The sequence below is a fragment of the Streptomyces sp. NBC_00057 genome (assembly GCF_045041165.1).
Lineage (GTDB): Bacteria > Actinomycetota > Actinomycetes > Streptomycetales > Streptomycetaceae > Streptomyces.
The window spans coordinates 5,683,852-5,708,657 of record NZ_CP108256.1 but is presented as its reverse complement, the minus strand read 5'-3'; the positions used below and the strand labels follow the sequence as shown (position 1 = coordinate 5,708,657).

Annotated in this window: 17 protein-coding genes and 1 other RNA gene; 8 read left to right on the top strand and 10 right to left on the bottom strand. The window is 70.9% G+C overall.

Features of this window, described 5'->3' with window-relative positions; translation table 11 throughout:
* The first annotated feature begins 77 nt into the window (after positions 1-77).
* Entirely contained in the window at positions 78-1,334 is a 1,257-nt protein-coding gene (locus tag OG953_RS26800) for an MFS transporter (RefSeq protein ID WP_405687422.1), read from the top strand.
* Between the two features lie 63 nt (positions 1,335-1,397).
* Here OG953_RS26800 and ssrA read toward each other — a convergent pair.
* The 5 genes from ssrA to ftsE form a co-directional block, all read right to left on the bottom strand.
* Positions 1,398-1,785, bottom strand: a transfer-messenger RNA (tmRNA) gene (gene ssrA / locus OG953_RS26795).
* Positions 1,786-1,894: 109 nt separating this feature from the next.
* The gene (gene smpB, locus OG953_RS26790; RefSeq protein ID WP_405687421.1) at positions 1,895-2,383 is read right to left on the bottom strand and encodes an SsrA-binding protein SmpB; all 489 of its coding nucleotides are present in this window, start codon (positions 2,381-2,383) and stop codon (positions 1,895-1,897) included.
* Positions 2,384-2,401: 18 nt separating this feature from the next.
* A complete protein-coding gene (locus OG953_RS26785; RefSeq protein ID WP_405687419.1) occupies positions 2,402-3,589 on the bottom strand; it encodes a S41 family peptidase in 1,188 nt (395 codons plus the stop codon).
* A 67-nt stretch (positions 3,590-3,656) separates the two neighbouring features.
* Entirely contained in the window at positions 3,657-4,574 is a 918-nt protein-coding gene (ftsX, locus tag OG953_RS26780) for a permease-like cell division protein FtsX (RefSeq protein WP_405687418.1), read from the bottom strand.
* A 23-nt stretch (positions 4,575-4,597) separates the two neighbouring features.
* On the bottom strand, positions 4,598-5,287 hold the full coding sequence (gene ftsE / locus OG953_RS26775) for a cell division ATP-binding protein FtsE (protein WP_124723233.1): 690 nt from the start codon (positions 5,285-5,287) through the stop codon (positions 4,598-4,600).
* A gap of 269 nt (positions 5,288-5,556) precedes the next feature.
* Here ftsE and OG953_RS26770 point away from each other — a divergent pair, with 269 nt between their 5' ends.
* Positions 5,557-5,757 carry a hypothetical protein gene (locus tag OG953_RS26770; RefSeq protein WP_266361154.1) on the top strand — a complete coding sequence of 67 codons (201 nt, stop codon included), beginning with the start codon at positions 5,557-5,559 and terminating at the stop codon, positions 5,755-5,757.
* A 108-nt stretch (positions 5,758-5,865) separates the two neighbouring features.
* On the opposite strand, the gene OG953_RS26765 is transcribed toward OG953_RS26770, so the two are convergent.
* The 4 genes from OG953_RS26765 to OG953_RS26750 all read right to left on the bottom strand — a co-directional run bounded on the left by OG953_RS26765 (position 5,866) and on the right by OG953_RS26750 (position 11,538).
* Positions 5,866-6,786, bottom strand: coding sequence for a hypothetical protein (locus tag OG953_RS26765; RefSeq protein WP_405687415.1), 921 nt, complete (start codon positions 6,784-6,786; stop codon positions 5,866-5,868).
* 404 nt (positions 6,787-7,190) lie between these two features.
* Positions 7,191-8,297, bottom strand: a complete 1,107-nt coding sequence (prfB, locus tag OG953_RS26760) for a peptide chain release factor 2 (RefSeq protein ID WP_405687413.1) — start codon at positions 8,295-8,297, stop codon at positions 7,191-7,193.
* A 162-nt stretch (positions 8,298-8,459) separates the two neighbouring features.
* Complete coding sequence (locus OG953_RS26755) at positions 8,460-9,698, bottom strand: serine/threonine-protein kinase (RefSeq protein WP_405687412.1); 1,239 nt, start codon at positions 9,696-9,698, stop codon at positions 8,460-8,462.
* 181 nt (positions 9,699-9,879) lie between these two features.
* The gene (locus OG953_RS26750) at positions 9,880-11,538 is read right to left on the bottom strand and encodes a serine/threonine-protein kinase (protein WP_405687410.1); all 1,659 of its coding nucleotides are present in this window, start codon (positions 11,536-11,538) and stop codon (positions 9,880-9,882) included.
* Between the two features lie 498 nt (positions 11,539-12,036).
* Between OG953_RS26750 and OG953_RS26745 the strand changes: the two genes are divergently transcribed.
* The 6 genes from OG953_RS26745 (at position 12,037) to OG953_RS26720 (ending at position 24,366) form a co-directional block, all read left to right on the top strand.
* Positions 12,037-15,705: an FHA domain-containing protein gene (locus OG953_RS26745; protein ID WP_405687409.1), complete on the top strand. Its 3,669-nt coding sequence runs from the start codon at positions 12,037-12,039 to the stop codon at positions 15,703-15,705.
* Between the two features lie 142 nt (positions 15,706-15,847).
* Entirely contained in the window at positions 15,848-17,215 is a 1,368-nt protein-coding gene (locus OG953_RS26740) for an ABC transporter substrate-binding protein (RefSeq protein ID WP_405687407.1), read from the top strand.
* 4 nt (positions 17,216-17,219) lie between these two features.
* Complete coding sequence (locus OG953_RS26735) at positions 17,220-18,638, top strand: carbohydrate ABC transporter permease (protein WP_405687405.1); 1,419 nt, start codon at positions 17,220-17,222, stop codon at positions 18,636-18,638.
* A gap of 100 nt (positions 18,639-18,738) precedes the next feature.
* Positions 18,739-19,650: a carbohydrate ABC transporter permease gene (locus tag OG953_RS26730; RefSeq protein ID WP_405687404.1), complete on the top strand. Its 912-nt coding sequence runs from the start codon at positions 18,739-18,741 to the stop codon at positions 19,648-19,650.
* A 158-nt stretch (positions 19,651-19,808) separates the two neighbouring features.
* The gene (locus OG953_RS26725) at positions 19,809-22,121 is read left to right on the top strand and encodes a CDP-glycerol glycerophosphotransferase family protein (RefSeq protein ID WP_405687403.1); all 2,313 of its coding nucleotides are present in this window, start codon (positions 19,809-19,811) and stop codon (positions 22,119-22,121) included.
* Positions 22,122-22,164: 43 nt separating this feature from the next.
* The gene (locus tag OG953_RS26720) at positions 22,165-24,366 is read left to right on the top strand and encodes a CDP-glycerol glycerophosphotransferase family protein (protein ID WP_405687401.1); all 2,202 of its coding nucleotides are present in this window, start codon (positions 22,165-22,167) and stop codon (positions 24,364-24,366) included.
* A gap of 6 nt (positions 24,367-24,372) precedes the next feature.
* Here the strand turns inward: OG953_RS26720 and OG953_RS26715 are convergent, their stop codons facing one another.
* Positions 24,373-24,747 (bottom strand): hypothetical protein, encoded by a 375-nt coding sequence (locus OG953_RS26715; RefSeq protein WP_405687400.1) that lies wholly within the window; start codon positions 24,745-24,747, stop codon positions 24,373-24,375.
* Positions 24,748-24,806: the final 59 nt, after the last annotated feature.

Sequence of the window (24,806 nt, the reverse complement as noted above, 5' to 3'; positions counted from 1 at the left end):
AATTTACAACACACATGCGTTAATCGGTACGGAGAAGGTGTTGGACCCCATGGGCCGTGCGCCGCAAGGGTTGATCCATGCCGTACGAGAGAACCCCGCACACCGACCCCATGTTCGCCGTCTCCGGGGACCTGCTGGTCATAGCCCCGCGCACCGCCGCCGCCAGGCCGACGCCCACCAACCCGTACCGCCGACTGCTCGCCACCCCGGGTGCCCGCGCCTTCACCGCGGGCAACCTCCTCGCCCGGCTCCCCATGGGCATGTTCAGCGTCAGCGCGGTGATCATGATCGCCGGTTCGCGCGGCTCGTACGCCCTGGCCGGCACCGTCACCGCGACCGGCCTCGCCGCGACGGCGGTGGTCGCACCCTGGACGGCCCGGCTCGTCGACAGGTACGGACAGGCCAGGGTCGCCGTACCCGCCACTGCGATCGCCACGCTCGGATCGCTGGCACTGCTGCTCTGCGTGCACTACGGCGCCCCGGCCTGGACGCTCTTCGCCTCCTACGCCGCGACCGCCACCACCCCCAACACCGGCGGGATGTCCCGGGCCCGCTGGGCCCATCTGCACCGGGGCGATCCGGCCGCCCTGCACACCGCGAACTCCTTCGAACAGGCCGCCGACGAACTCTGCTTCATGCTCGGCCCGGCCCTCGCCGCCCTGCTGTGCGCGGCGCTCTTCCCGGAGGCCGGAACACTCGTCGGAGCGATCCTGCTGATGACCGGCGTGCTGATCTTCGCCGCCCAGCGCGCCACCGAACCGCCGGTGGCACCCCGCACCCACGCGGGCTCCCCGCTCCGCGCCCCGGGCATGCCGGCCCTGCTCGCCGCCTTCCTCGCCACCGGCGCGGTCTTCGGCGCGATGGAGGTCGTCACGATCGCCCATGCCGGGGGCGCGATCCTGGCCCTCCAGGCTGCCGGATCATGTGTGGCGGGACTGCTGTACGGATCGCTGCGCCCGGCCGTGGACATCCGGCGCCGGCTGCTGGGCTGCCTGGCGGGAATGACGGCGCTGATGTCCCTGCCGCTGCTGGCCGCCTCCTCGACGGATTCGCTGCTCGCCCTCGCGGGCGCGCTGCTGCTGGCCGGTGCGGCGACGGCCCCGACCATGGTCACCGGCATGACGCTGGTGCAACGTCTCACCCCCGAGGGTCAGTTGAACGAAGGCATGACCCTGGCCGTGACCGCGCTGCTGGGCGGGATCGCCGCGGGTTCGGCGATCGGCGGCTGGATGGTGGAGCACATGGGGCAGGTGACGGGCTATGTCGTTCCGGTGTGCGCGGCCGGGCTGGCGCTGGTCGTCGCGGCGGCCGGGGTCCGGGCCCCCCGGAACTGAGGACCGGCAGAAAAACGAGGACCCCGTTGCCGGTGGGCAACGGGGTCCTCGTTCACATGGGAATTGTGGAGATGGCGGGAATCGAACCCGCGTCCAACGGTGCAGAATCAGGGCTTCTCCGAGTGCAGTCCGCTGCGCTTTTCTCGGCCCCGGCAGTCACGCGAACAAGCTGCCGACGGGCCCAGCCACTGTTTGATTTCCTTCTGGGCCCCGTGGCCGGGTCCAGAAGTTTAGATCCCTTGATGATGTCAGGATCCGGGTCGGGATCAACCCCGGGCTGACACTCCGCAGAGTCTTCGCTTAGCTGCTAATTAGGCAGCGAGGGCGAAGGCGGAGGAATCGCGCTTGGAATTGGCGATTATTGGTTGCGACATATGGTTTACGAGATCATTGCCGCTTCCTCGACTCGCTTCCCCTGCTTCGACATCCGCTGTCGAAACCGATCATCCCCATGTTGTTTTTTCAAAACACGCACCCGCTGTGAGGTGCAGTGCCATCGTACGCGACCAACGCACGACGATGCCAGCCTATTCCTGTCGGCCCGCCCGTACGCTTCCCGGCTATGCGCTGCGCTGACGCCGGCGCACTGCCGAGATCGCGCGGTTGGTCTCCCGCAGGTCCTGCTTCTCGCGCAGGGTCTGCCGCTTGTCGTACTCCTTCTTGCCCTTGGCGAGCGCGATCTCGACCTTGACCCGGCTGTCCTTGAAGTACAGCGCGAGCGGCACGATCGTGTGACCCGTCTCGCCCGACTTCGACTCCAGCTTGTCGATCTCCGCCCGGTGCAGCAGCAGCTTGCGCTTGCGTTTGGCCGAGTGGTTGGTCCAGGTCCCCTGCACGTACTCGGGGATGTGGATGTTGTGCAGCCAGGCCTCGCCCCCGTCGATCTGGACGAAGCCGTCCACCAGGGAGGCCCGGCCCAGCCGCAGCGACTTGACCTCGGTACCCATGAGTACGAGACCGCACTCGTAGGTGTCGAGGATGTGGTAGTCGTGCCGCGCCTTCTTGTTCTGCGCGATGAGCTTGCGCCCTGTGTCCTTTTCCTTAGCCATAGTGCAGCCATTTTCGCACTACGACCCACCCCCGAGGCCACTCAATACCGTCTCGGCCCGCTGCTCGGCCCCGGAGCTGACCGTGAGGTCCGGGGTGATGCCGCGGCCGTCGACGTCGCGGCCCGCCGGGGTGCGGTAGTGGCCGACGGTCAGCTCGGCCACCGAGCCGCCCGGGAGCTTGCTGGGCATCTGGACCGACCCCTTGCCGAAGGTGCGCGACCCGACGGTGACGGCGCGGCCCCGGTCCTGGAGCGCGCCGGTGAGGAGCTCGGCGGCGCTCATCGTGCCGCCGTCGACGAGGACGACGAGGGGGCGGACGGTGTCACCGCCCGGCTGCGCGTAGAGGGCGCACTGCTCGCCGTGCACGTCGTACGTGGCGACCAGGCCGCCGTCCAGGAAGGCGGAGGCGGCGGTGACGGCCTCGGTGACCAGGCCGCCGGAGTTGCCACGGAGGTCCAGAAGCATCCCGGCGCCCGCCGGTGCGTCCCGGACCGCGTCGCGGACCTTGGCGCCCGAGCCCTTGGTGAACGAGTCGACCTCGATCAGTACAGCCGCGGAGGAATCGGAACGGTCCGGTCCGATCCGCCGTACGGTGACGGCCTCGGTGGTGAGCCTGGCCCGGCGCAGCGTCTCGGTCCGAAGGGCGGCGCCCCGCTGGACCCCCAGCACGACGGTGGTGCCCGCGTCCGCCTCCGTACGGTCTCCGCGCAGCAGGGCCACGGCCTCGGCAACGGGGCGCTTGTCGATCCGGTGGCCGTCGATCGTACGGAGCAGATCGCCCGGCTCGATGCCGGCCTGTTCGGCGGGGCCGCCGGGCTGGACCCGGGCCACCTCGACCAGCCCGTCCGCGGAGCGCTTCGCGGCGATCCCGACACCGGTGTAGGAGCCGTCGAGGGCCTGCTCGAACTCCTCGTACTGCTGCTCGTCGTACACCGCGCCCCAGCGGTCGCCGCTGCGGCTGACGACCTCCTCGGCCGCCTCCTTACCGGACTTGCCGTCGGCGACGGCGCGGGCGGCGGCGTCGGCCACCTCGTCGCCGTCGATGGTGGAGGCGACGGAACGGGCCGCTATGTCCGAGGACTTCGCACCGTCGTGCGGCAGCGATCCGGTGGCCGCCGCGGTGGCCAGCACGGTCGCGAAGACCAATGTCAGGGCCGCCCCGCGGCGCACGCCGCGGGGCCCGAAACATTGCGTGGGGCCCGACATGGCGCCGAGTCTAGGACAACGCCCCTGTGGCGCACGGCCGGTTGGCCGCGCACCACAGGGGCGCTTGTCACACCTTCAGGTACTTGCGGAGCGCGAAGAGAGCGGCAACGGCGGGCATCAGCAGACCGATTGCCAGGACCAGGGGCAGCTTGGTGAAGACCGCGTCCCAGCCGATGAAGTCGATCAGATTCAGCTTGCTCTGCAGTGCCAGACCGCCGTCGATCAGGAAGTACCGGCCGGCCAGCAGCATCACGCAGGCCAGGACACCGCCGATGAGACCGGCGAACGCGGCCTCCATGATGAACGGCATCTGGATGTAGAAGCCCGAGGCGCCCACGAGCCGCATGATGCCTGTCTCGCGCCGTCGGCTGAACGCGGACACCCGGACGGTGTTCACGATCAGCATCAGCGCGATGACCAGCATCAGCGCCATCACGAAGAGGGCGGCCACGTTCATGCCGTTCATCAGCTGGAAGAGGTTGTCCAGGATGCTTCTCTGGTCCTGGACGGACTGCACCCCGTCACGGCCGGCGAAGGCGGTGGCGACCACCTTGTACTTCTTCGGGTCGTGGAGCTTGACCCGGAACGACTCCTGCATCTGGTCCGGCGTGATGTTGCTCGCCATGGGCGAGTCGCCGAACTGGTCCTGGTAGTGATCGAACGCCTCGTCGGCCGTCTCGTGCGTGACCGTCTGGACGACGTCCATCTTCTTGAGGTCGTCCTCGATCTGCTCCCTCTGCTCCTTGGTGACAGCACCCTTGGCGCACTTGGGAGTCGAGGTCACATCACTCTTGCTGCAGAGGAAGATCGAGACGTTGACCTTGTCGTACCAGTAGTCCTTCATCGTGCTGACCTGCTCGCGCATGAGCAGCGCGCCGCCGAACAGAGCGAGCGAGAGGGCGACGGAGACGACGACGGCGAAGGTCATCGTGAGGTTGCGACGGAGGCCGACGCCGATCTCCGACAGGACGAACTGGGCGCGCATGGCGTCCTTTCAGTGCTCGATGCTCAGTGCTGGTAGCCGTAGACGCCGCGGGCCTGGTCGCGTACGAGACGGCCCTGCTCCAGCTCGATGACACGCTTGCGCATCTGGTCGACGATGTTCTGGTCGTGGGTCGCCATGATCACGGTGGTGCCGGTCCGGTTGATCCGGTCCAGCAGCTTCATGATGCCGACGGAGGTCTGCGGGTCGAGGTTGCCGGTCGGCTCGTCCGCGATCAGCAGCATGGGGCGGTTCACGAACGCCCGCGCGATCGCCACGCGCTGCTGCTCACCACCGGAGAGCTCACCGGGCATCCGGTCCTCCTTGCCGCCGAGGCCGACCAGGTCGAGAACCTGGGGCACCGCCTTGCGGATCTCTCCGCGCGGCTTGCCGATGACCTCCTGCGCGAACGCGACGTTCTCCGCAACGGTCTTGTTGGGCAGGAGCCTGAAGTCCTGGAACACGGTGCCCAACTGGCGGCGCATGTGCGGCACCTTCCAGTTGGACAGGCGCGCGAGGTCCTTGCCCAGGACGTGGACCATGCCCTGACTGGCGCGCTCTTCGCGGAGGATGAGTCGCATGAAGGTGGACTTGCCGGAGCCGGAGGAGCCCACCAGGAAGACGAACTCACCCTTCTCGATATCGAGAGACACATCCCGTAGAGCGGGACGGCTCTGCTTCGGGTAGGTCTTGGAGACGTTGTCGAATCGGATCACGGATGCACCACGGTCGGCCGGGAGTAGGTGTGCGTGACCATACGCGAACCGGGCTGACGCGTGCAGGCGCGCGTCCGGGGATGGGCGATTTATGGCGGAACGGGACTGGCCGGAAGCGGGGCCGAAGCGCTACGGAACGGGTGATGTCCGGCGGGCCGCGCCGAAATCCGCGCGAGCTGGCACAGTGGTGGGGGGAACAGTTGCGTTTCCCTGAGCGTTGTGCGGAGTGAAGACGTATGCGGCTCCGCCGCGCGGGAGGAGGAAAGCGCATGACCTATGACCGACTGGTGTGCGCAAACTGCGCGGCACCCGTGAACGAGGGCCGTTGCCCTGTGTGCCGGGCCAGCCGCGCACGGCTGCAGCAGGAACAGGAGCAGGGAATGTTCGCGGGGCTCAGCCCTGTGACGCTGGTGGCCCTGCTGGTGGTGCTGCTGGGCGCGCTGGCGCTGCTGGCGCACCAGACCGTGTAGTCGAGGCCGTCCGTCCGCCTGCAAGAGCGTGAACGTGTACGCAGAGGGGCCCGGGATGCCGACAGGCGTCCCGGGCCCCTCTGTGCGTACCTGTACCGCAGGCGGCCCTTAGGCGACCGTACGGCCGTTCATCAGGCGCGGCAGGATCCGGAAGCCGATGCCTCCGGCAATCATCGTCGCGGCGCCGACCAGCAGGAACGTGGTTTCGGCGGCACCGGTCTCGGCGAGCTCGTCCTTGCCCTTGCCCTGCTCGACCGGCTGGTTGCCGGCCGAGTCGGGGGTGGTGTTGTCCGCGCAGTTCGCACCGTCGAGGTCGACGGTGCAGGTGCTGGTGTCGCCACCGGTTGCGGAGCCGGAGGAGGCGTTACCGGTCGTGGAGCCGGTGTCGCCACCGGTCCCGCCGCCGTGCGAGGCACCACCCTGGTCGCCCGCGCCACCCTGGTCGCCCGCACCACCCTGGTCGCCCGCACCACCCTGGTCGCCCGCGCCACCCTGGTCACCGGCACCACCCTGGTCACCCGCGCCACCCTGGTCACCGGCACCACCCTGGTCGCCCGCGCCACCCTGGTCACCGGCACCACCCTGGTCGCCCGCACCACCCTGGTCACCGGCACCACCCTGGTCGCCCGCACCACCCTGGTCACCGGCACCACCCTGGTCGCCCGCACCACCCTGGTCACCGGCACCACCCTGGTCGCCCGCACCACCCTGGTCACCGGCACCACCCTGGTCGCCCGCACCACCCTGGTCACCGGCACCACCCTGGTCACCGGCACCACCCTGGTCGCCCGCACCACCCTGGTTGGTGGTGCCGCCCTGGTCGACGCCACCAGGTTCCCCGCCGTTACCACCGTTGGCCTCGTTGGCGATGCCGACCTGGGCGCCGACGGAGGCGTCACCGGCGTCCACGCCGATCCCGATTCCAATACCGGCGGCCGATGCCGCACCGGCAACGGTGAGCGAGGCACCCGCCGCGATCACCGCACCCGCGGCTATCCGCGCGACGCGTACTCGCGTCTTCTTGGTCATCTGCTGCTACCCCCAGTAGCTGTTCTTGTCAGTGGAGCAGCCATATGCGGGCCCCGGCTCTGCGGGGTTTGCTCCGAACAGCGCCACATGGAGCCGTGGTCACGCCGCCCGCCCCCGTTCACACCCGTCCCAGACATACGCATGCTGCCCTAGCAGCCTGTCCACAGTTAAGGTCTGCGTCAAGGCCGTTCCGTGCAATGTGCACCGATTTGGTCGCAGTTGACCGTCATTCAGAATCACGACTGTGACGCACTCACCACGCCACCTGCGCAACTCGGAACCCCAACTCCCCTTCCGGTGCGACCTCGTGCCCCTCCCCGACGAAAACGGCGGTGCCGGAAACCCCATGGGGTTTCCGGCACCGCCGTAAGAACAGGAAGCAGCAACAGGCCGCTGGGCCCCGCCTACTTCTCCCGCTGCTTGCGCCAGCGGATGCCCGCCTCCAGGAAGCCGTCGATCTCGCCGTTGAAGACCGCTTCCGGGTTGCCGATCTCGAACTCCGTACGCAGGTCCTTGACCATCTGGTACGGGTGCAGGACGTACGACCGCATCTGGTTGCCCCAGGAGTTGCCGCCGTCGCCCTTGAGGGCGTCCATCTTGGCCTGCTCCTCCTGACGGCGGCGCTCAAGGAGCTTCGCCTGGAGGACGTTCATCGCGGACGCCTTGTTCTGGATCTGCGAGCGCTCGTTCTGACAGGAGACGACGATGCCGGTGGGGAGGTGGGTCAGGCGCACCGCGGAGTCCGTGGTGTTGACGCCCTGGCCGCCGGGGCCCGACGAGCGGTACACGTCGACGCGCAGCTCCGACTCGTCGATCTCGATGTGGTCGGTCTGCTCGACCACGGGGAGCACCTCGACACCCGCGAAGGACGTCTGGCGGCGGCCCTGGTTGTCGAAGGGCGAGATCCGGACGAGCCGGTGGGTGCCCTGCTCGACGGAGAGGGTGCCGTAGGCGTACGGGACCTGGACGGCGAAGGTGGTCGACTTGATGCCGGCCTCTTCCGCGTACGACGTCTCGTAGACCTCGGTCTTGTAGCCGTGCCGCTCGGCCCAGCGGATGTACATGCGCTGGAGCTTCTCGGCGAAGTCGGCGGCGTCCACGCCACCGGCCTCGGCCCGGATGTTGACCAGCGCCTCACGGGCGTCGTACTCGCCGGAGAGGAGCGTACGGACCTCCATCTCGTCCAGCGCCTTCTTGACGGACTCCAGCTCCCTCTCGGCCTCGGCGAGGGCGTCGGCGTCACCCTCGTCCTCGGCGAGCTCGAAGAGAACCTCAAGATCGTCGATACGGCCACGGAGGGCCTCGGTCTTGCGGACCTCGGCCTGGAGGTGCGAAAGCTTGCTGGTGATCTTCTGCGCCGCCTCCGGGTCGTCCCAGAGGGATGGCGCGGCCGCCTGCTCCTCGAGCGCGGCGATGTCCGCCCTCAGCGCATCCAGGTCCAGGACGGCCTCGATCGACCCCATGGTCGAGGAGAGGGACTTCAGCTCTTCGGAAATATCGACGACTGCCACGGGTCCAGCGTAACGGCTGTCGGCGCGGACATTCCTCGGGCCGCATGATCACGACTCCGCTGCCGTGTGGGCGCCGCGTCCCCGGGCCGTACGGCGAAGGGGTGCCCACGGGACTCTGCGGCCCCGGAGCCATCCGGAACCGCCTCGCGGGGCCCCGTGGGGTCAGGGTGTTCCCGGCGCCGAGTTCTTCGTGTCCTGCGCAGGCGCGTCCGCGGCGTCGTCGCCCAGCGCCAGCCAGCCGCCCACACCCAGCGCCACCACCAGCACCAGCGCCGCGGCGCCCAGCGTCAGGCGGCGCTTGCGGACGGCCGCGGACTTGTTGCGGGCCGAGCCCGGGCGGGGCCGGCCCGGGGAGCGCGGGGCCCTGGCCGTGCCCCGGGGGCCGCCGGAGAGTTCATCGGGGGCCGGGACACGCATGCTCGTGTGGGTGTCCCGGTTGGAATCGGCGGACGAGCCGGGGACCAGGGGGACCGCGCCGCGGCGGCGGGGTTCCTCGGGTGCGGGGGTGTACTGCTGCTCGTCGTACGTCTGGGGTTCCGGTTCGACGTCCGGCTCGTCCACGTCCAGTGGCGGGATGCCGGCCAGGTGCGGGAGCTGCTCGCGCAGCCGGGCCGCGAGTTCGGAGGCACGCAGCCGGGAGGCCGGGGCCTTGGCCAGGCACTGGACCAGGATCTGCCAGAGCTCGTCGGGGATGCCCGGGAGCGGGACGACCGTCTCCGTGACATGGCGGCGCAGGACCGCGCCGGGGTGTCCGCCGCCGAAGGGCGTGAAGCCGGCGAGGAGTTCGTACAGGACCGTGGCGAGGGCGTAGATGTCGACGGCGGCGCGGGGCGGGAGGCCTTCGACTATCTCGGGGGCCAGATAGTCCGGCGTACCGATGATCTTGCTGGCCTTGGTGCGGCGCGGGGTGTCGATCAGCTTGGCCACGCCGAAGTCGGTGAGCAGCGCCGGGTGCGAGCCGCCGGGGCCGAGCGGGCCCTCCATGTCGAGCAGGATGTTCTCCGGCTTGACGTCACGATGGACCACCCCGGCGGCGTGCGCGGCGGCCAGGCCGTCGGCGACGTCCGCGATGATCGCGACGGCGGCCTCGGGCGCGAGACGGCGTTCGCGGTCGAGGCGGGTGCGCAGGTCCGTGCCGCGTACCAGGTTCATGACCAGTGCCAGGTCGTTGCCGTCCACCACCAGGTCGCGGACGGCGACGACATGCGGATGGTCCAGGCCGAGCAGGGCGGTGCGCTCCTGGACGAAGCGACCCACGAGCTCCTGGTCGGACGCGAGGTCCTCGCGAAGCAGCTTGATGGCCACCGGGCCCTCGGGCCCGTCGCCGAGCCACACCGTGCCGGCGCTGCCGCGCCCCAGGATCTGGTGGGCGGTGTACCGGCTGCCGATATTCCGTGCCAAGACTGCTCCCTCAGCGGCTGGCGATGGACCGTCGCTCATGACCCCCGGTCGACAAAGTTACGCGTCGATCGGGGTGTTGAGTGCCCGGGATGGCGCCAACCTTCACTTCTGCGGGCGAAATGCGGTGGAAACTGGCCCGCAGAAGTCGATATAGCTACAGAGTTGATGACGTACCGGCCGCTCAGGGGCCACTGCTGCCGCTGCCGCCGCCCAGTTCCGAGACCCAGTCGGTCACGCTGGAGACGGTGTCGCTGATCGCCTGCCAGAAGTCCCTGCCCTGGCCGATCCAGTCCTTCAGCGGGGTCAGTTCCCAGATCAGCCAGCTCGCGACGAACAGCAGCACCAGGGTGAACAGACAGCCCTTGAGGCAGCCGAGGCCGGGAATCCTCATCGGGTTGGCGCTGCGCTGCCTCGGCTCGCGGGGCTGCCGCGGGGCCGGCTGCTGCGGCGGCTGCTGCTGCGGAGGCGCGTACTGCTGCCGCTGGTACTGCTGTTGGGGCTGGTGCTGGGGTTGCGGCTGGTACTGCTGCTGCCGGGGCTGGGGGTACTGCTGCGGCGGCGGCTGCTGCTGGTACTGCTGATGCTGCGGCGGCTGCTGCCGTCGCTGCGGCTGCTGCTGGGGCTGGGACCGCTGGGGGCGGCGGCGCAGCGGGTCCTGGCTCGGGTCGAGGTACTGGACCTGCGTCTGCTCGTTGCGATCGCGGGCCGCCCGGAGCTGGGACTGCCAGGGGTGCGGCCCCTCGGGCTGCGGAGGGCCGTCCGGGTGCGGCGGTACGGGCGGCATGACCGAGGTCGGGTCGGCGTGCCCGCCCGGGCCGGGGGGGTGCTGCATGACGCTGGTCGCGGCGTTCGGATCGTACGAGCCCGCGTTGCTGGGCAGCACCTGCGTCGGGTCGGCCGCACCGGGGGTCTGGGGAACGGCCGCGGGCGCCGGGTCGGGTGCGAGCAGGGCGCCCACGCCGTCGGCCGCCGCGATCTGGGCCGAGTTGGCGCGCACGCCGATACCGGCCGCGACGGTACGCAGTCCACGGGCCAGGTTCTCGGCGCTGGGCCGCCGGTCGGGGTCCTTGCTCAGGCAGCGCTCTATGACCGTCCACAGCGGGGCCGGAACGGTGCTGGGGCGGCGGGGCTCCTCGCTGAGGTGCCGGTGCAGGACTTCGAGGGCAGTGCCTCCGGAGAACGGCGGGCGCCCGGTGACCAGCTCGTACAGCAGGATGCCCGCGCCGTAGATGTCGACCGCGGACGTCTGCGGCCGACCCTCGGCGGACTCCGGCGCCACATAGGCGGGCGTGCCGACGAACTCATGGGTCCGGGTCAGCCCCGGGGAGTCGGCCAGGCGCGCGATGCCGAAGTCGGTGAGCATCGGGTGCATCTGGCCGTCGCGCTCGTCGAGCAGGACGTTGGCGGGCTTCAGGTCGCGGTGGACGACGCCGTCGGCGTGGCTGGCGGCGAGCGCGTCCGCGATCTGCGCGGTGAGGAGCGCGGCGGCGACCGGGGTGAGCGGGCCGTTCTCGCGGAGGTAGCGGTGCAGGTCGGGGCCGTCGACCAGATCCATGACGAGGGCGAGGAGGTCTCCCTCGACGACCAGGTCGCGGGTGCGCACGATGTTCCCGTGGGTGAGCCGGAGCAACACGGAGCGCTCGCGCAGGAACCGCATCACGACGTCCGCGTCGTTGGCGAGCTCCTCCTTCAGGACCTTGATCGCCACGGTCTCGCCGGGCTGGCCGGCGACGGCCGCCTCGGCACCTGCGGTCTCCCGCTGGCGGGCACGCCAGACGGTGCCCGTGGCGCCGCGTCCCAGCGGCTCCTCGAGCAGGTACTTGCTGCCTACCGGCCGCACGTCATGCGCTCCCTGCTGATCGTGGTGCTTGCGGTGCTCCCGGATCCCCCGGGAGTTCCGGCCCACTCTAGTGGGGTGACCGGCGAGGTCGGGCGGGTCCGCCCGGTTGCCGTCGCCGCCCTTGTCCGCCGGGCCCGATTGCCTCCTGAAGGAGGTACCGGCCGGTTGCGGAACAAGACGCTCACACCGGGCGGATGGTTGCCGTACGCACGTGCGATGAACCGTTCCGGGCGCTCTCCCGGATCGGTTGCGCTGCCGCGGAAAACGTTCCAAGCAGGCACTTATGGGCACACAGCCGACCTTTCAAGATCACTTAGCGGTGGCCCCCGGGCGTGTTGTCGGTGACAGGTGCGAGGATGCCTTCAGCACGGACTGTGGGGTAGGGAGCCCTGTGGCACGTGACGAACCTGTACCGGACGACGCGTCCGGGTCGGGTGGGGGGAATCACAGGGCGTTTCCCCTGCCCGGCGCCCCGCGCAGAAGGGACCGCTGACGGCGATGCAGATCCGGCTGACCGTCCTCGCGCCGCGCAGCGGCCAGACCCCGGCGCGCGCCTGCGACGTGCTGGTCACCGCCCCGCCGGGGACGGCGCTCGCCACGGTGGCGTCCAATCTGGCCGCGGCCGTCTCCGGGCCCGACGGCTCGCTCGGCAGCGGTGCGGTGGTGTTGTTCGCCGGGCGTGAGCGGCTCGACGCGCAGCGGTGCGCACTGGGTGAGCCCCCGCTGGTCGACGGAGCGGTGCTCTCGCTCCAGGTCCCGGGCGAGGACGAGGCGGCGGACGACGCCGTTCCGGCGCAGCTGCACGTGGTCGCGGGGCCCGACGCGGGCGGGGTCCATCTGCTGCACGGCGGCCGGATCCGGATCGGCCGCTCCGCCGACGCGGACGTCCCGCTCGACGACCCCGATGTGTCCCGGCTGCACTGCACGGTGACGGTCTCCGCGGACGGCCTGGTCTCCGTGGCAGACCTGGGCTCCACCAACGGCACCCTGCTCGACGGCAGGGAGGTCCGCGACCGCCCGGTCCGTCTGAAGCCCGGCGCGCTGCTGCGGCTCGGCGAATCGACGCTCCGGCTGACCTCGGGCGCGCGTACGCCGACGCTGGCGACGGCCCCGGACGGCGAGGGGCATCTGCGGGTGTCCGGTACGGCAGGCGCGGCCGCCGCCGATGGCGGCTTCGCCGAGGAGTACGGCTCCCGCCACGGGTACGCCCCGGCCGCCGCCGACCCCGGGCCCGCCCCGCACGAGGGGCCCGGCGACCGTCACACGTACGAGAGCGGCGAAGGCGGGTGGGCCGACACCTGCCGCCAGTCCCCCTCCGAGCGCTCCCCCCGCTTCCCGGACGACGGGACACCCCGGCGGGGCGGGATAGGCGCCTGGGCGCGCAGGCTCGCGGGCAACAGGGGCGAGCCGGTGCACGAGGCGACGTCCGACGAGACAGGCGCGGCCGGGCTGCCGTTCCCGGGCGCCGCCTCCCCCGCGACACCATCGGGATCCGCCGCGGAGAGCATCTGGCCCGACCCCGCGGCCGTGCTGCTGACCGCGCTCGGCCCCGGCCCCCGGCTGTGGGAGCGCGACACCGCGCACCCGGAGGTGCTCGTGGTGCGCCTGGGGACGACGGACCGGGCCGAGCTGCCCGCCGTGCCGGTGACCGTGGGGCTGCGGGAGGCCGGCTCCCTCGGGCTCGCCGGGCCGCGGACCCGGCTGGCCGGACTCGCCCGTTCAGCGGTGGCTCAGCTCGCCGCGCTGCACTCCCCCGCCGATCTGGAGATCATGCTGATCAGCACGGACCGCGCCCGCAGCGCGGACGAGCGCAGGCGCGAATGGGCCTGGCTCGGCTGGCTGCCCCATCTACGCCCCATGCACGGCCAGGACTGCCGGCTGCTCCTCGCGTACGACCGGGAGCAGGCCGTCGCCCGTACGACGGAGCTGGTGCGTCGGTTGGACGACGGGCCGCTGGGGCCCGGCTGGGCGAGCCTGGACAGCAGCACGGTCACCGAGGCGGCCAGGCAGTACTCGGGCCCGTACACCGTGGTGATCGTCGACGGCGACCCCGGCTCGGCGGTGCTGCGCGAGAACACCGCCCGGCTGGCCGCCGCGGGTGCCGCTGCCGGAATCCATCTGATCTGTCTCGCCGAGACTCCGGCCGCCACGCCCACCTCACCGGTCGCGGCGACGTACGAGGCCGCCTGCCACGCCTCGATCGCGTTCCGCGAGTGCGGGGCGGTGGCGATGCTGAGCGGTGATGTGGCCACGGCACTGCGGCTGCTGCGCACGGCGGACGGCCGGGCCGCGGGCCGCGGCACGGTCGCCGCGGTGGACGCGGTGTCGGCGCACTGGGCCGAGCGGTTCGGCCGGGCGCTGGCCCCGCTGCGTACGGAGGGTTCGGCATCGGCCCACGGCCGGCCCGCGTCGGCCGCGCTCCCGCCGACCGCTCGGCTGCTGGACGAACTGGGCCTGGCGCGTGCCACCCCGGCATCCCTGATGGCCCGCTGGGCCTCCACCGCGGACGACCAGCCCGGCGCCACGGTCCGCGGTTCGGGCCGCTGGGCAGGCGGGCCGGCGGGCGCCGGTGGCGGTACGGATGCGGCCGACGCGGATGCCCGCGGTTCGGGACGTACGGAGTACCCGCGCAGTGCGGGCCCCCGCGTGGGCGCCCAGCGCACAGGTGGCGCACCGGGGCCGGACCGCGCGGGCGGGTACGCACCCGGCTCGGGGCGCACCCCGTACCCCGGCAGCGAGACCATCACCCACATCGGCACCGTCGGCCACGGCCTCGTGCGCGACGACGCCCACGACACCGGTGGCTCCGGACGCACCCCGTACCCCGGCACCTCCGCCCCCCGTGCCGGCGGTGGGCGCTACGGCAGTTCGCCCGGGGACACCCCGAGCTCCCGCACCGTTCCCGCGTCCGGTACCTGGGGCGGAGGTGATGTCCAGGGGGCCGGCAGTCTCCGTTCCGCCGGATCCGGGCGGAGCTCGAACCGGGTCAGCGGACCGCGCGGCGGCGACACACCCCAGGTCGCGGCGCGAGGCGCCGGGAGCGGAGCGGCAGCCGCACGTACCGCCGTGGAAGCGGACACGGGCACCGGCATGCCCGCAGCCGCCCGGGCCGAAGGCACCGCTGCCGTGGCCGCCGGGCGGCCCGTCGTGGTGCTCGGGGCGGGGCCCCGGGGCGCGGTCAGTGTGGATCTGGCGGAGGAGGGCCCCCATCTCCTCATCGAGGGGCCGGCCGGCAGCGGACGTACGGAGTTGCTGCGGGCCGTCGCCGCCTCGCTGGCCGCGGCAGCCCGGCCCGACCGGCTGGGCATACTCCTGGTCGACGGCGCCGGTGGCGAGCGTGGTGAGAGCCTGCGCCCGTGTACCGAACTCCCGCACGCGTTCACGCACCTGGTGGCCTCGGATCCGGTACGGATGCGCGAGTTCGCGCAGGCGCTGGGCGGCGAACTGAAGCGGCGCGCCGAACTGCTCGGCCAGTACGACTTCACCGAGTGGCACCACCGGCACGAGGTGGCGCAGCGGATGGCCGGCCAGCGCCCGCCGGGCGCCGCGGAGCAGCGCGGAGACCTCGACTCCCCGGCGAGCGGGACGCTCCGGCTGCGGCCCACCGCAGCACGGTCCACGGACCCCGGCCCCTCCCCGCTGCCCCGGCTCGTCGTCCTGGTCGACGACTTCGACGCGCTGGTCGCCCCGGCGCTCGGCAGCCCCGGCCGCCCCGCCGCGGGGTCGGTCGTACGGGCCCTGGAGGCCGTGGCCAGGGACGGCGGCCGGCTCGGCGTCCACCTGGTCGCGACGTCCGCCCGCCCGGACCGTACGGAGGACACGGACCTGGCCCATGGGGCCCGGCTGCGTATCGTGCTCGACGCGCCGGTCGTCCCGCCGTCGCCGGAGGATCCGGCGCCCGGACGTGGCCGGCTGGGGCATCCGGACGGGCGGGTGACACCGTTCCAGGGCGGCAGAGTGACGGGACGTATTCCACGTACGGCGACCCTGCGCCCCACCGTCGTCCCGCTGGAGTGGGAGCGGATGGGCGATCCGCCGGCCCGTCGCCCGGTCCGCGAGCTGGGCAACGGTCCGACGGACCTGGCGCTGCTGGCCAGTGCGCTGGAGCGGGCGGCCAGGTCGGTGAACGCCGAGCCGATAACCCCGTTCGGGTCCGTCCGCTCCTGAAGCGACGCCGGGCCCGAACATCCACTGACATCACGTCACGAGCCCATCACGATCAACGAGTTGACACGAGAAGCGGTATTGCGGCGCCCGTGCACCGGGCGTAGGACTGTGCGCACACAACGATGTGAGAGACGGGGCAGCGATGCGCACAACCCTTGGGATCAGCAGGGCCGCCATGGTGTTCACCGCCATCGGCGCACTGGCTCTGACCGGTTGCGGTGACGACGGCGGCAGCGGAAAAGGAAAGCCGGACAAGAGCTCCGGGGGCGGCAAGGGAAGCTCGTCGAGCGTCGTATTACCGAAACTGGACGGCGAGAAGATCTCGGTCGCGGCGGTCTGGACCGGCCCCGAGCAGGCCAACTTCGTCAAGGTTCTCAAGGAGTTCGAGAAGCGCACGGGCGCCACGGTCACCTTCGTCCCGGCGCAGGACCCGATCGTCAACTTCCTCGGTACGAAGATCGCGGGCGGTCAGCCGCCGGACGTCGCGATGATCCCGCAGGTCGGCGCGATCCAGCAGGCCGCCCAGAAGAAGTGGGCCAAGCCGGTGGGCGCCGACGCCAAGGCCCAGCTGAACAAGAACTACTCGAAGGTCTGGCAGGACCTCGGCGCGGTGGACGGCACCCAGTACGGCGTCTACTTCAAGGCCGCCAACAAGTCCCTGATCTGGTACAACGCCAAGGCGTTCGAGAACGCGGGCGCGAACGAACCGAAGACCTGGAAGGACTTCCTGGCGACGGCCGAGACGGTCTCCGCCTCGGGTGTCACCCCGGTCTCGGTCGGCGGGGCGGACGGCTGGACCCTCACCGACTGGTTCGAGAACATCTACCTCTCCCAGGCCGGCCCGGAGAAGTACGACCAGCTGGCCCAGCACAAGATCAAGTGGACCGACCCGTCCGTCAAGGACGCGCTGACCACGCTCGCCGAGCTCTTCGGCAAGCCGTCCCTGATCGCGGGCGGCGCGGACGGCGCGCTGCAGACGGAGTTCCCGGCCTCGGTCACCCAGACGTTCACCGGCGGTGACCAGCCCAAGGGCGCCATGGTCTTCGAGGGCGACTTCGTGGGTATCAACATCGCGCAGACCAAGGCGAAGATCGGTACGGACGCCAAGGTGTTCCCGTTCCCGGCGGTCGGCGCCGAGTCCCCCGTGGTGACGGGCGGCGACGCGGCGGTGGCCCTGAAGGACAGCAAGGGCGCCCAGGCCCTGCTGACCTGGCTGGCCTCGACGGACGCGGCGAAGATCTGGGCCGAGCAGGGCGGGTTCATCTCGCCGAACAAGGCCCTGGACGCCGCCGCGTATCCGAACGAGGTGCAGCGCACCATGGCGAAGGCGCTGATCGCCGCCGGTGACGCCGTCCGGTTCGACATGTCCGACCAGGCCCCGCAGTCGTTCGGCGGGACGCCCGGGAAGGGCGAGTGGAAGACCCTCCAGGACTTCCTGAAGAACCCGAAGGACATCGCGGGGACTCAAGCCAAGCTGGAGTCCGACGCAGCCAAGGCGTACAAGAGCTGACGGGATGACGACAGCCGCAGCGGGGGGCGCCGACGCGGTGCCCCCCGCCGACAAGCATCCGTCCGGACAGTCGTCGGTACCCGCGCCCAGGAAGCCGTCCGATGCCTCGGCCGGCGGCCCGGGACGCAGCCGCAGAAGTGTGACCGGCACCCGCCGGGTCATCGCGGCGCTGTTCCTGGCACCCGCGCTGGTGCTGCTGGGCGCGCTCGTGGTCTATCCGATCGTGTACTCCGTCTACCGGTCGTTCTTCGACCAGGCGGGTACGGGCTTCGCCGGACTCGACAACTACAAGGCGCTGTTCACGGACGACACCATCCGTACAGCGGTCAAGAACAATGCGATCTGGGTCGTGTTCGCGCCGACGGTATCCACCGTCCTCGGGCTGATCTTCGCGGTGCTGACGGAGCGGATCCGCTGGGGTACGGCGTTCAAGCTGATCGTCTTCATGCCGATGGCGATCTCCATGCTCGCCGCGGGCATCATCTTCCGGCTGGTGTACGACGCGGCCCCGGAGCGTGGGGTCGCCAACGCCGTATGGGTGGGTGTGCACGACACGTTCGCCGAGTCGGCGGGCTATCCGAAGGCGCATCCGCTGCCCGTCCACCCGCTCAAGGCGGGCGGCGGCGGTTCGTTCGTCACCAAGGCGCCGGTACGGGCCGGGCAGCCGGTGCAGTTGCCGCTGGTCGGTGTGGCGCCGGCGAAGATGCCGACGGACGCGAAGCCCGCGAAGGCCGCGGCGACGGGGGCCGGAAAGATCACCGGTACCGCGTGGCTGGACTTCACCAGGGGCGGCGGCGGCAGACCCAATGTCATCGACGCCAAGGAACTGGGGCTCAAGGGCATCGAGGTGGAGGCGGTCAAGGACGGCAAGGTGGTCGCCTCGGCGACGGCGGCCGCGGACGGTACGTTCACCCTGCCCGCTTCGGCGGACGGCGCCGAACTCCGGCTCCCCGCCTCCAACTTCAAGGAGCCGTACAACGGAGTCGAGTGGCTCGGCCCGACCCTGGTCACACCGGGGATCATCGGCTCCTACGTGTGGATGTGGGCCGGGTTCGCGATGGTGCTGATCGCTGCGGGCCTGGCGGGCCTGCCGCGTGAACTCCTGGAAGCGGCCCGGGTGGACGGCGCGAACGAGTGGCAGGTGTTCCGCCGGATCACGGTGCCGATGCTCGCGCCCGTTCTCGCGGTGGTGCTGGTCACGCTGATGATCAACGTTCTGAAGATCTTCGACCTGGTCTTCATCATCGCGCCGGGCTCCTCGCAGGACGATGCGAATGTGCTGGCGCTCCAGCTCTACCGCTCCTCGTTCGGCACGGACGCGGACCTCGGGATCGGCAGCGCCATCGCCGTGCTCCTGCTGCTGCTGGTACTCCCGGTGATGTTCTTCAACGTCCGCCGGATCCGGAAGGAGGGGCGCCGATGACGAGAGCGACGACCACGACCGCCACCCCCTGCCGGGGGTCCGGGGGTTGCCCCCCGGGACAGCACAGCAACGTCCGCCGGATCCGGAAGGAGGGGCGCCGATGACGACAGCGTCGAACACGGCCACGAGCACGACAGCCGCAACCGAACCGGTGAAGGCCGAGCAGTCCCTCGGCGCACGCATCGCCGCCCGCGCCGGCGGCGGTGTGATGCGTGTCTTCCTCATCCTGGCGGGCCTGTTCTGGCTGATGCCGACCATCGGGCTGATGCTGTCCTCGCTGCGCGGTGCGGACGACATCGCGTCAACCGGCTGGTGGAAGGTCTTCACGGCCCCGTCCCAGCTCACCTTCGACAACTACTCCCGACTGCTGGACAATTCGACCATCACCCACTCCCTCCTCAGCACGGTCCTGATCACCGTCCCGGCGACCGTCCTGGTCGTCGTGATCGGTTCACTGGCCGGATACGCCTTCGCCTGGATGGAGTTCCCCGGCCGCGACTGGTGGTTCCTCGTGGTCGTGGGGCTGTTGGTGGTGCCGGTGCAGGTCGCCCTTGTTCCCGTCTCCAAGCTCTTCGGCGCGGTCGGAATCTTCGAGACGACCTTCGGTGTGATCATCTTCCACACGGCCTTCGGTCTGCCCTTCGCGATCTTCCTGCTGCGGAACTTCTTCGCGGAGATCCCGAGGGAACTCCTGGAGGCGGCCCGGCTCGACGGGGCGGGCGAGATCCGGCTCTTCACCCGGGTCGTGATGCCGCTGGGCGGTCCGGCGATCGCCTCGCTCGGCATCTTCCAGTTCCTCTGGGTGTGGAACGACATGCTGGTCGCATTGATCTTCGCGGACTCCGGCTCCCCGCCGATCACTGTGGCCCTGCAGCAGCAGGTACGGCAGTTCGGTAACAACATCGATGTGCTGGCACCCGGCGCCTTCGTGTCGATGGTCATTCCGCTTGCGGTCTTCTTCGCCTTCCAGCGTCAGTTCGTCTCCGGCGTGATGGCGGGCGCGGTGAAGTAGTCGCACAGCTGTGTGTCAACACGGGGTGGTCCTGTTCACCGCAACAGGACCACCCCACCTGCAATTTTGCTGGTTTGCCACGTTTTGGCGTAACCCTGTCACTCCATCGGACGTTTGCGGACCGCCCGCCCGCGCTGCGAACGACCCATGGATGTGTTGTGCCCCGGTTCAGTGTCATCGTGCCCGCGTACCGGGTTCAGGCGTATCTGCACGAGAGCCTGGACTCGGTGCTGACCCAGTCCTTCGAGGACTTCGAGCTCATCGCGGTGGACGACTGCTCACCCGATGCCTGCGGCGCCGTCATCGACGAGTTCGCCGCCCGGGACCACCGGGTGCGGGCCCTGCATCTGCCGGAGAACGTGGGCCTGGGCCGGGCCCGTAACGCCGGGATCGCACAGGCCACCGGCGACTATCTGATCTTCCTGGACAGCGACGACACCCTCGCCCCCGGCGCCCTGCGGGCCGTCGCCGACCGGATCGAGCAGACCGGGGAACCGGACGTCCTGGTCTACGACTACGCCCGTACGTACTGGACGGGCGAAAGCGTACGCAACACCTTCGCCGAACACCTCGCCGAGACCGGCCCCGCCACCTTCACGCTCGCCGACCGGCCCGGGCTGCTGAAGGTCCTTATGGTCGTCTGGAACAAGGCGTACCGCCGGGCGTTCGTCGAGGCCGAGGGATTCGCCTTCCCGCCCGGCTACTACGAGGACACGCCCTGGACGTACCCGGTGCTGCTGGCCGCCCGCTCGATCGCGGTTCTCGACCGGGTGTGCGTCGGCTACCGGCAGCGGCGCCAGGGCAACATCCTGGCCACAACCAGCCGCAAGCACTTCGACATCTTCGAACAGTACGACCGGGTCTTCGCGTTCATCGACGCCCGCCCCGAACTCGCGCCCTGGCGGCCGGTGATCTTCCGCAGGATGCTCGACCACTTCTGCACCCTCTTCACCACCCCCGGTCGGCTACCGCGCGGCAGCCGCGCCGAGTTCTTCCGCCGCGCCCGCGCCCATTGCGGCCGCTACAGCGCCCCGGGCGCCCCCGCCCCGCGCCGCGCCCGGCTGCGCCACGGCCTGATCCGGCTGGGCGCGCACCGCACGTACCGTGCGCTGTGGACCGCGCAGTTGCTGCACGGCCGGCTGCGGAAGGACACCACGGCCGTCCGCCGGGTGCTGCGGGCCGCCGCGCTCCAGGCGTACTACCGCATCCAGCTGCGGCTGCCCGTCCAGGCGGACCGGGCGGTGTTCGCGGCGTACTGGCACCGCGGATACGCCTGCAATCCGGCCGCGATCGAGGCGAAGGCCCGCGAACTGGTCCCCGGCCTGCGGACCGCCTGGATCTGCCGCCCCGAGGACGCGCACACCGTGCCCACCGCAACACAGCGGCTCACTCCCGGAACGTACGGCTACTGGCGGGCGCTGGCCCGCTCCAGGTATCTGGTGAACAACGTCAACTTCGACCGGCGGCTGGTCAAGCGGCGCGGCCAGGTGCTGCTCCAGACGCACCACGGCACACCGCTCAAGACCATGGGTCTCGACCTCCAGGACCGGCCGGCGGCGGCCCACGGGATGGACTTCGGCCGACTGCTCGCCAATGTCGACAAGTGGGATTACTCCCTCTCCGCCAACCAGCACTCCACCCTCGTCTGGGAGAAGGCCTACCCGTCGGCCTCCGCGAGCTGCGCGACGCTGGAGTACGGCTATCCGCGCAATGACATCTACCAGCGGGCCACCGCCGACGACGTGGCGCAGCTGCGCGAGTCGATCGGCATCCCCGAGGGCACCCTGGCCCTGCTGTACGCGCCCACGCACCGCGACTACCGGCGCGACCAGCACATCGCGCTCGACCTGACACGCGTGCTGCGGGTCCTCGGTCCGGGCTTTGTGCTCCTGAGCCGCGCCCACTACTCGTACGGGGCTCCGCCGGCCCGCGAACCGCACCCGCGGATCATCGACGTCAGCGGCCACCCCTGCGTCGAGGCGCTCGCGCTCGCCTCGGACGCGCTGATCACGGACTACTCGTCGCTGATGTTCGACTACGCCAATCTGGACCGGCCCGTCGTCATCCACTTCGACGACCGCGAGGCGTACGAAGCGGCCCGCGGCACCTACTTCGACCTGCACTCCTGCCCGCCCGGCGCGATCGCGCACAGCGAGGACGAACTGCTCGACGTCTTCGCGACCGGCCACTGGTGCAGCACCCGCTCCGCCCGGCTGCGCGCGGCGTTCCGGGAGCGCTTCTGTCCGTACGACGACGGGCACGCGGCGGAGCGGGTGGTGCGCCGGGTCTTCCTGGGTGACACGTCCGCGCAGCCGCCCGCGATTCCTCCGGCACGGCGGCGGCCCGCACCGGCGGCGGGCAACCCGGCGCAGGTCCCGGTCTCCGCACCGGCCACGGCCACGGTCCCGGCGGACCGGCAGGCGTCCGCGGGCCTCGGCCTCGCCGGGGCGCAGCCCACCAACCACCCCTGAGCGCGCCCCTCTCCCGTAGACCCGAGTCCGAGAAAGAGCCTGTATGCCCCGGCTGAGTGTCATCATCCCCGTCCGCCGCGCCCGAGGGCAGTTGCGCGAATGCCTGGAGTCGGTGCTCACGCAGTCGTTCACGGACATCGAGGTGATCGGGGTCGACGACGGTTCACCGGACGGTTCGGGGCTGCTGCTCGACGAGTTCGCCGCACGGGACGACCGGGTGCAGGCCATCCATCTGCCGCCGGGGGCCGGGCCGGACGGGCGGCGAAACGCCGGGGCCGAGCGGGCCTTCGGGGACTATCTCCTCTTCCTGGAGGACAACTTCGTCCACCTGCCGGGCGCCCTGCAGGCCGTCGCCGACCGGCTGGACGCCGCCGGTGACCCCGAACTGCTGCTGTTCGGCCATCACAGGCGCCCGTTCCGGGGCCGTCCCCGCCCGACCCGGTCACTGGAGCTGCTCGGCGAACTGCCCGAGGGCCGGCTCACCCTGCTCGAACACCCCGTACTCCTGGACATCGCACCGGTCTCCTGGAACCGCGCCGTGCGCCGCACCCTCCACGAGGGCGAGAAGCTGTCCTTCGGGCCGGGGCAGCACGGGGAACGGATGTACGCACTGCAGACCCTCGCCGCGGCCGAGTCCGTCACCGTACTCCCCACCGCCTGTGTCGAGCACCGCAGCCGGCGCCACCTGCCCGTTCCGGCCGACGGGACGGAACCGGCGGACGGCTCGACACCGCACCAGCTCGTCGACGCGTACGCCGGTCTGATGGCGTTCGTACGGGACCGGCCGCTCCTGCATCCCGTGCGGACCCTGCTCTTCGAGCGGGCGGCCTGGGAACTCCTTTCCGGATACCCGTCGGTGACCCGGCGGCGCAGGCGCTACGTACGGTCCGTGGCGGCGTTCCACCGTGCGCACCGGCCGGAGGGGCACCGCTTCCCGGGCGGCGCCCAGGGGCTGCGGCCGAAGCTGATGGGCGGTGGCCGGTACGTCGTGCTCGGCGCCCTCGACACGGTCCTGGCCCTGCGCCGGAGTCTGCGGGCGGCACCCGGCGCGGTCAGGACGCGGGCCAGGCGCACCCTGTCCGCGCGCTACTACTGGTGGCAGCGCAGGCTTCCGCTGGACCCCGGGCTCGCCGTCTACGCCGCGTACTGGAACCGCGGGATGAGCTGCAATCCGGAGGCCGTCTTCCGCAAGGCCCAGGAGCTCGCCCCGCAGGTGCGCGGCGTGTGGGTGGTGTCGAAGAACCAGGTGGACGCGGTGCCCGAGGGTATCGACCACGTGGTGCCGGGAACCCGCCGCTACTGGCAGTTGCTGGCCCGGGCCACGTATTTCTTCAACAACGTCAACTTCCCCGACCACCTGGTCAAGCGCCCCGGCCAGATCCATGTGATGACCCATCACGGCACCCCGCTGAAGATCATGGGGCTCGACCAGCAGGACTATCCGGCGGCGGCCCAGGGGCTGAACTTCGACCGGCTGCTCCAGCGCGTCGACCGGTGGGACTGGAGCGTCTCCGCCAACCCGCACTCCACCGAGGTGTGGGCACGCGCCTATCCGGGCGCCGCACGGTCCCTCGAATCGGGCTATCCGCGCAATGACGTCTTCGCGACGGCGACGGACGAGCGAATCGCGGAGATCCGCGAGGGTCTCGGCATCCGGCCCGGCCGCCGCTCCATCCTGTACGCGCCGACGCATCGCGACTACGAGGCGGGGTTCAGCAGCCGGCTCGATCTGGTCCGCTTCTGCGAGGCGCTCGGCCCGGACACCGTGGTGATGGTCCGCGCCCACTACTTCTACGAGGGTGCCGGGCTCCCGGAGCACCCTTCGCTCGTCGATGTCTGCGATCATCCGCGGATCGAGGAGCTGTGCCTGGCGGCGGACGCGTTGGTGACGGACTACTCGTCGGTGATGTTCGACTACGCCCATCTGGACCGCCCGATCGTGGTGCACGCCCCCGACTGGGAGACGTACCGCACGGTCCGGGGAGTCTGCTTCGATCTGCTGTCCGGGAAGCCCGGCGACACCCCCGGGGCGGTCTCCACCGATACGGACGAGCTGGCCCGGATCTTCCTCGACGGCAGCTGGCGGAGCCCGGTGAACGAGGCGCTGCGGGCCGCGTTCCGGGCCCGGTTCTGTCCGTACGACGACGGGCGCGCCGCGGAGCGGGTGGTGCGGAGGGTGTTGCTGGGGGAGCGTGCGGTGCCGGGCCCGTCCGGCGGCGTGTCCTCGAACACCGGACGGGCTTGAGTCTGCTCAGCGTTGCTGGCCCGCCATCACCGTGAAGAGGCCGACGACCACGAGCAGCGAGCCTCCCCAGGTCCACATCGAGGTCCGCTCGTGCAGCACGGTCGCCCCGGCCAGCACGATCAGCAGATACCCGAGGGCGTTGAACGGATAGGCGATGGACAGCGGCACCTTGGCCAGGGTGGTCATCCAGGCGATGGCGGACACCGCGAAGACCACCAGGCCGAGGACGACCCAGGGGCTGGTCGCGGCGCGCAGGGCGAGGGAACCACCGCCCTGCGCGGCAGCGGCCGCGGCGCCCTTCATCCCGTGCTTGAGCATGATCTGGCCGCCCGCCGACGAGAACACGGCGAACAGCAGCAGCATCAGACTGGGGAGGGTCAAGGCCTTGCTCCTGACTGCGGCGACCGGCGTGTCGGACGTCGGGGCGGGGGTGGGACGGG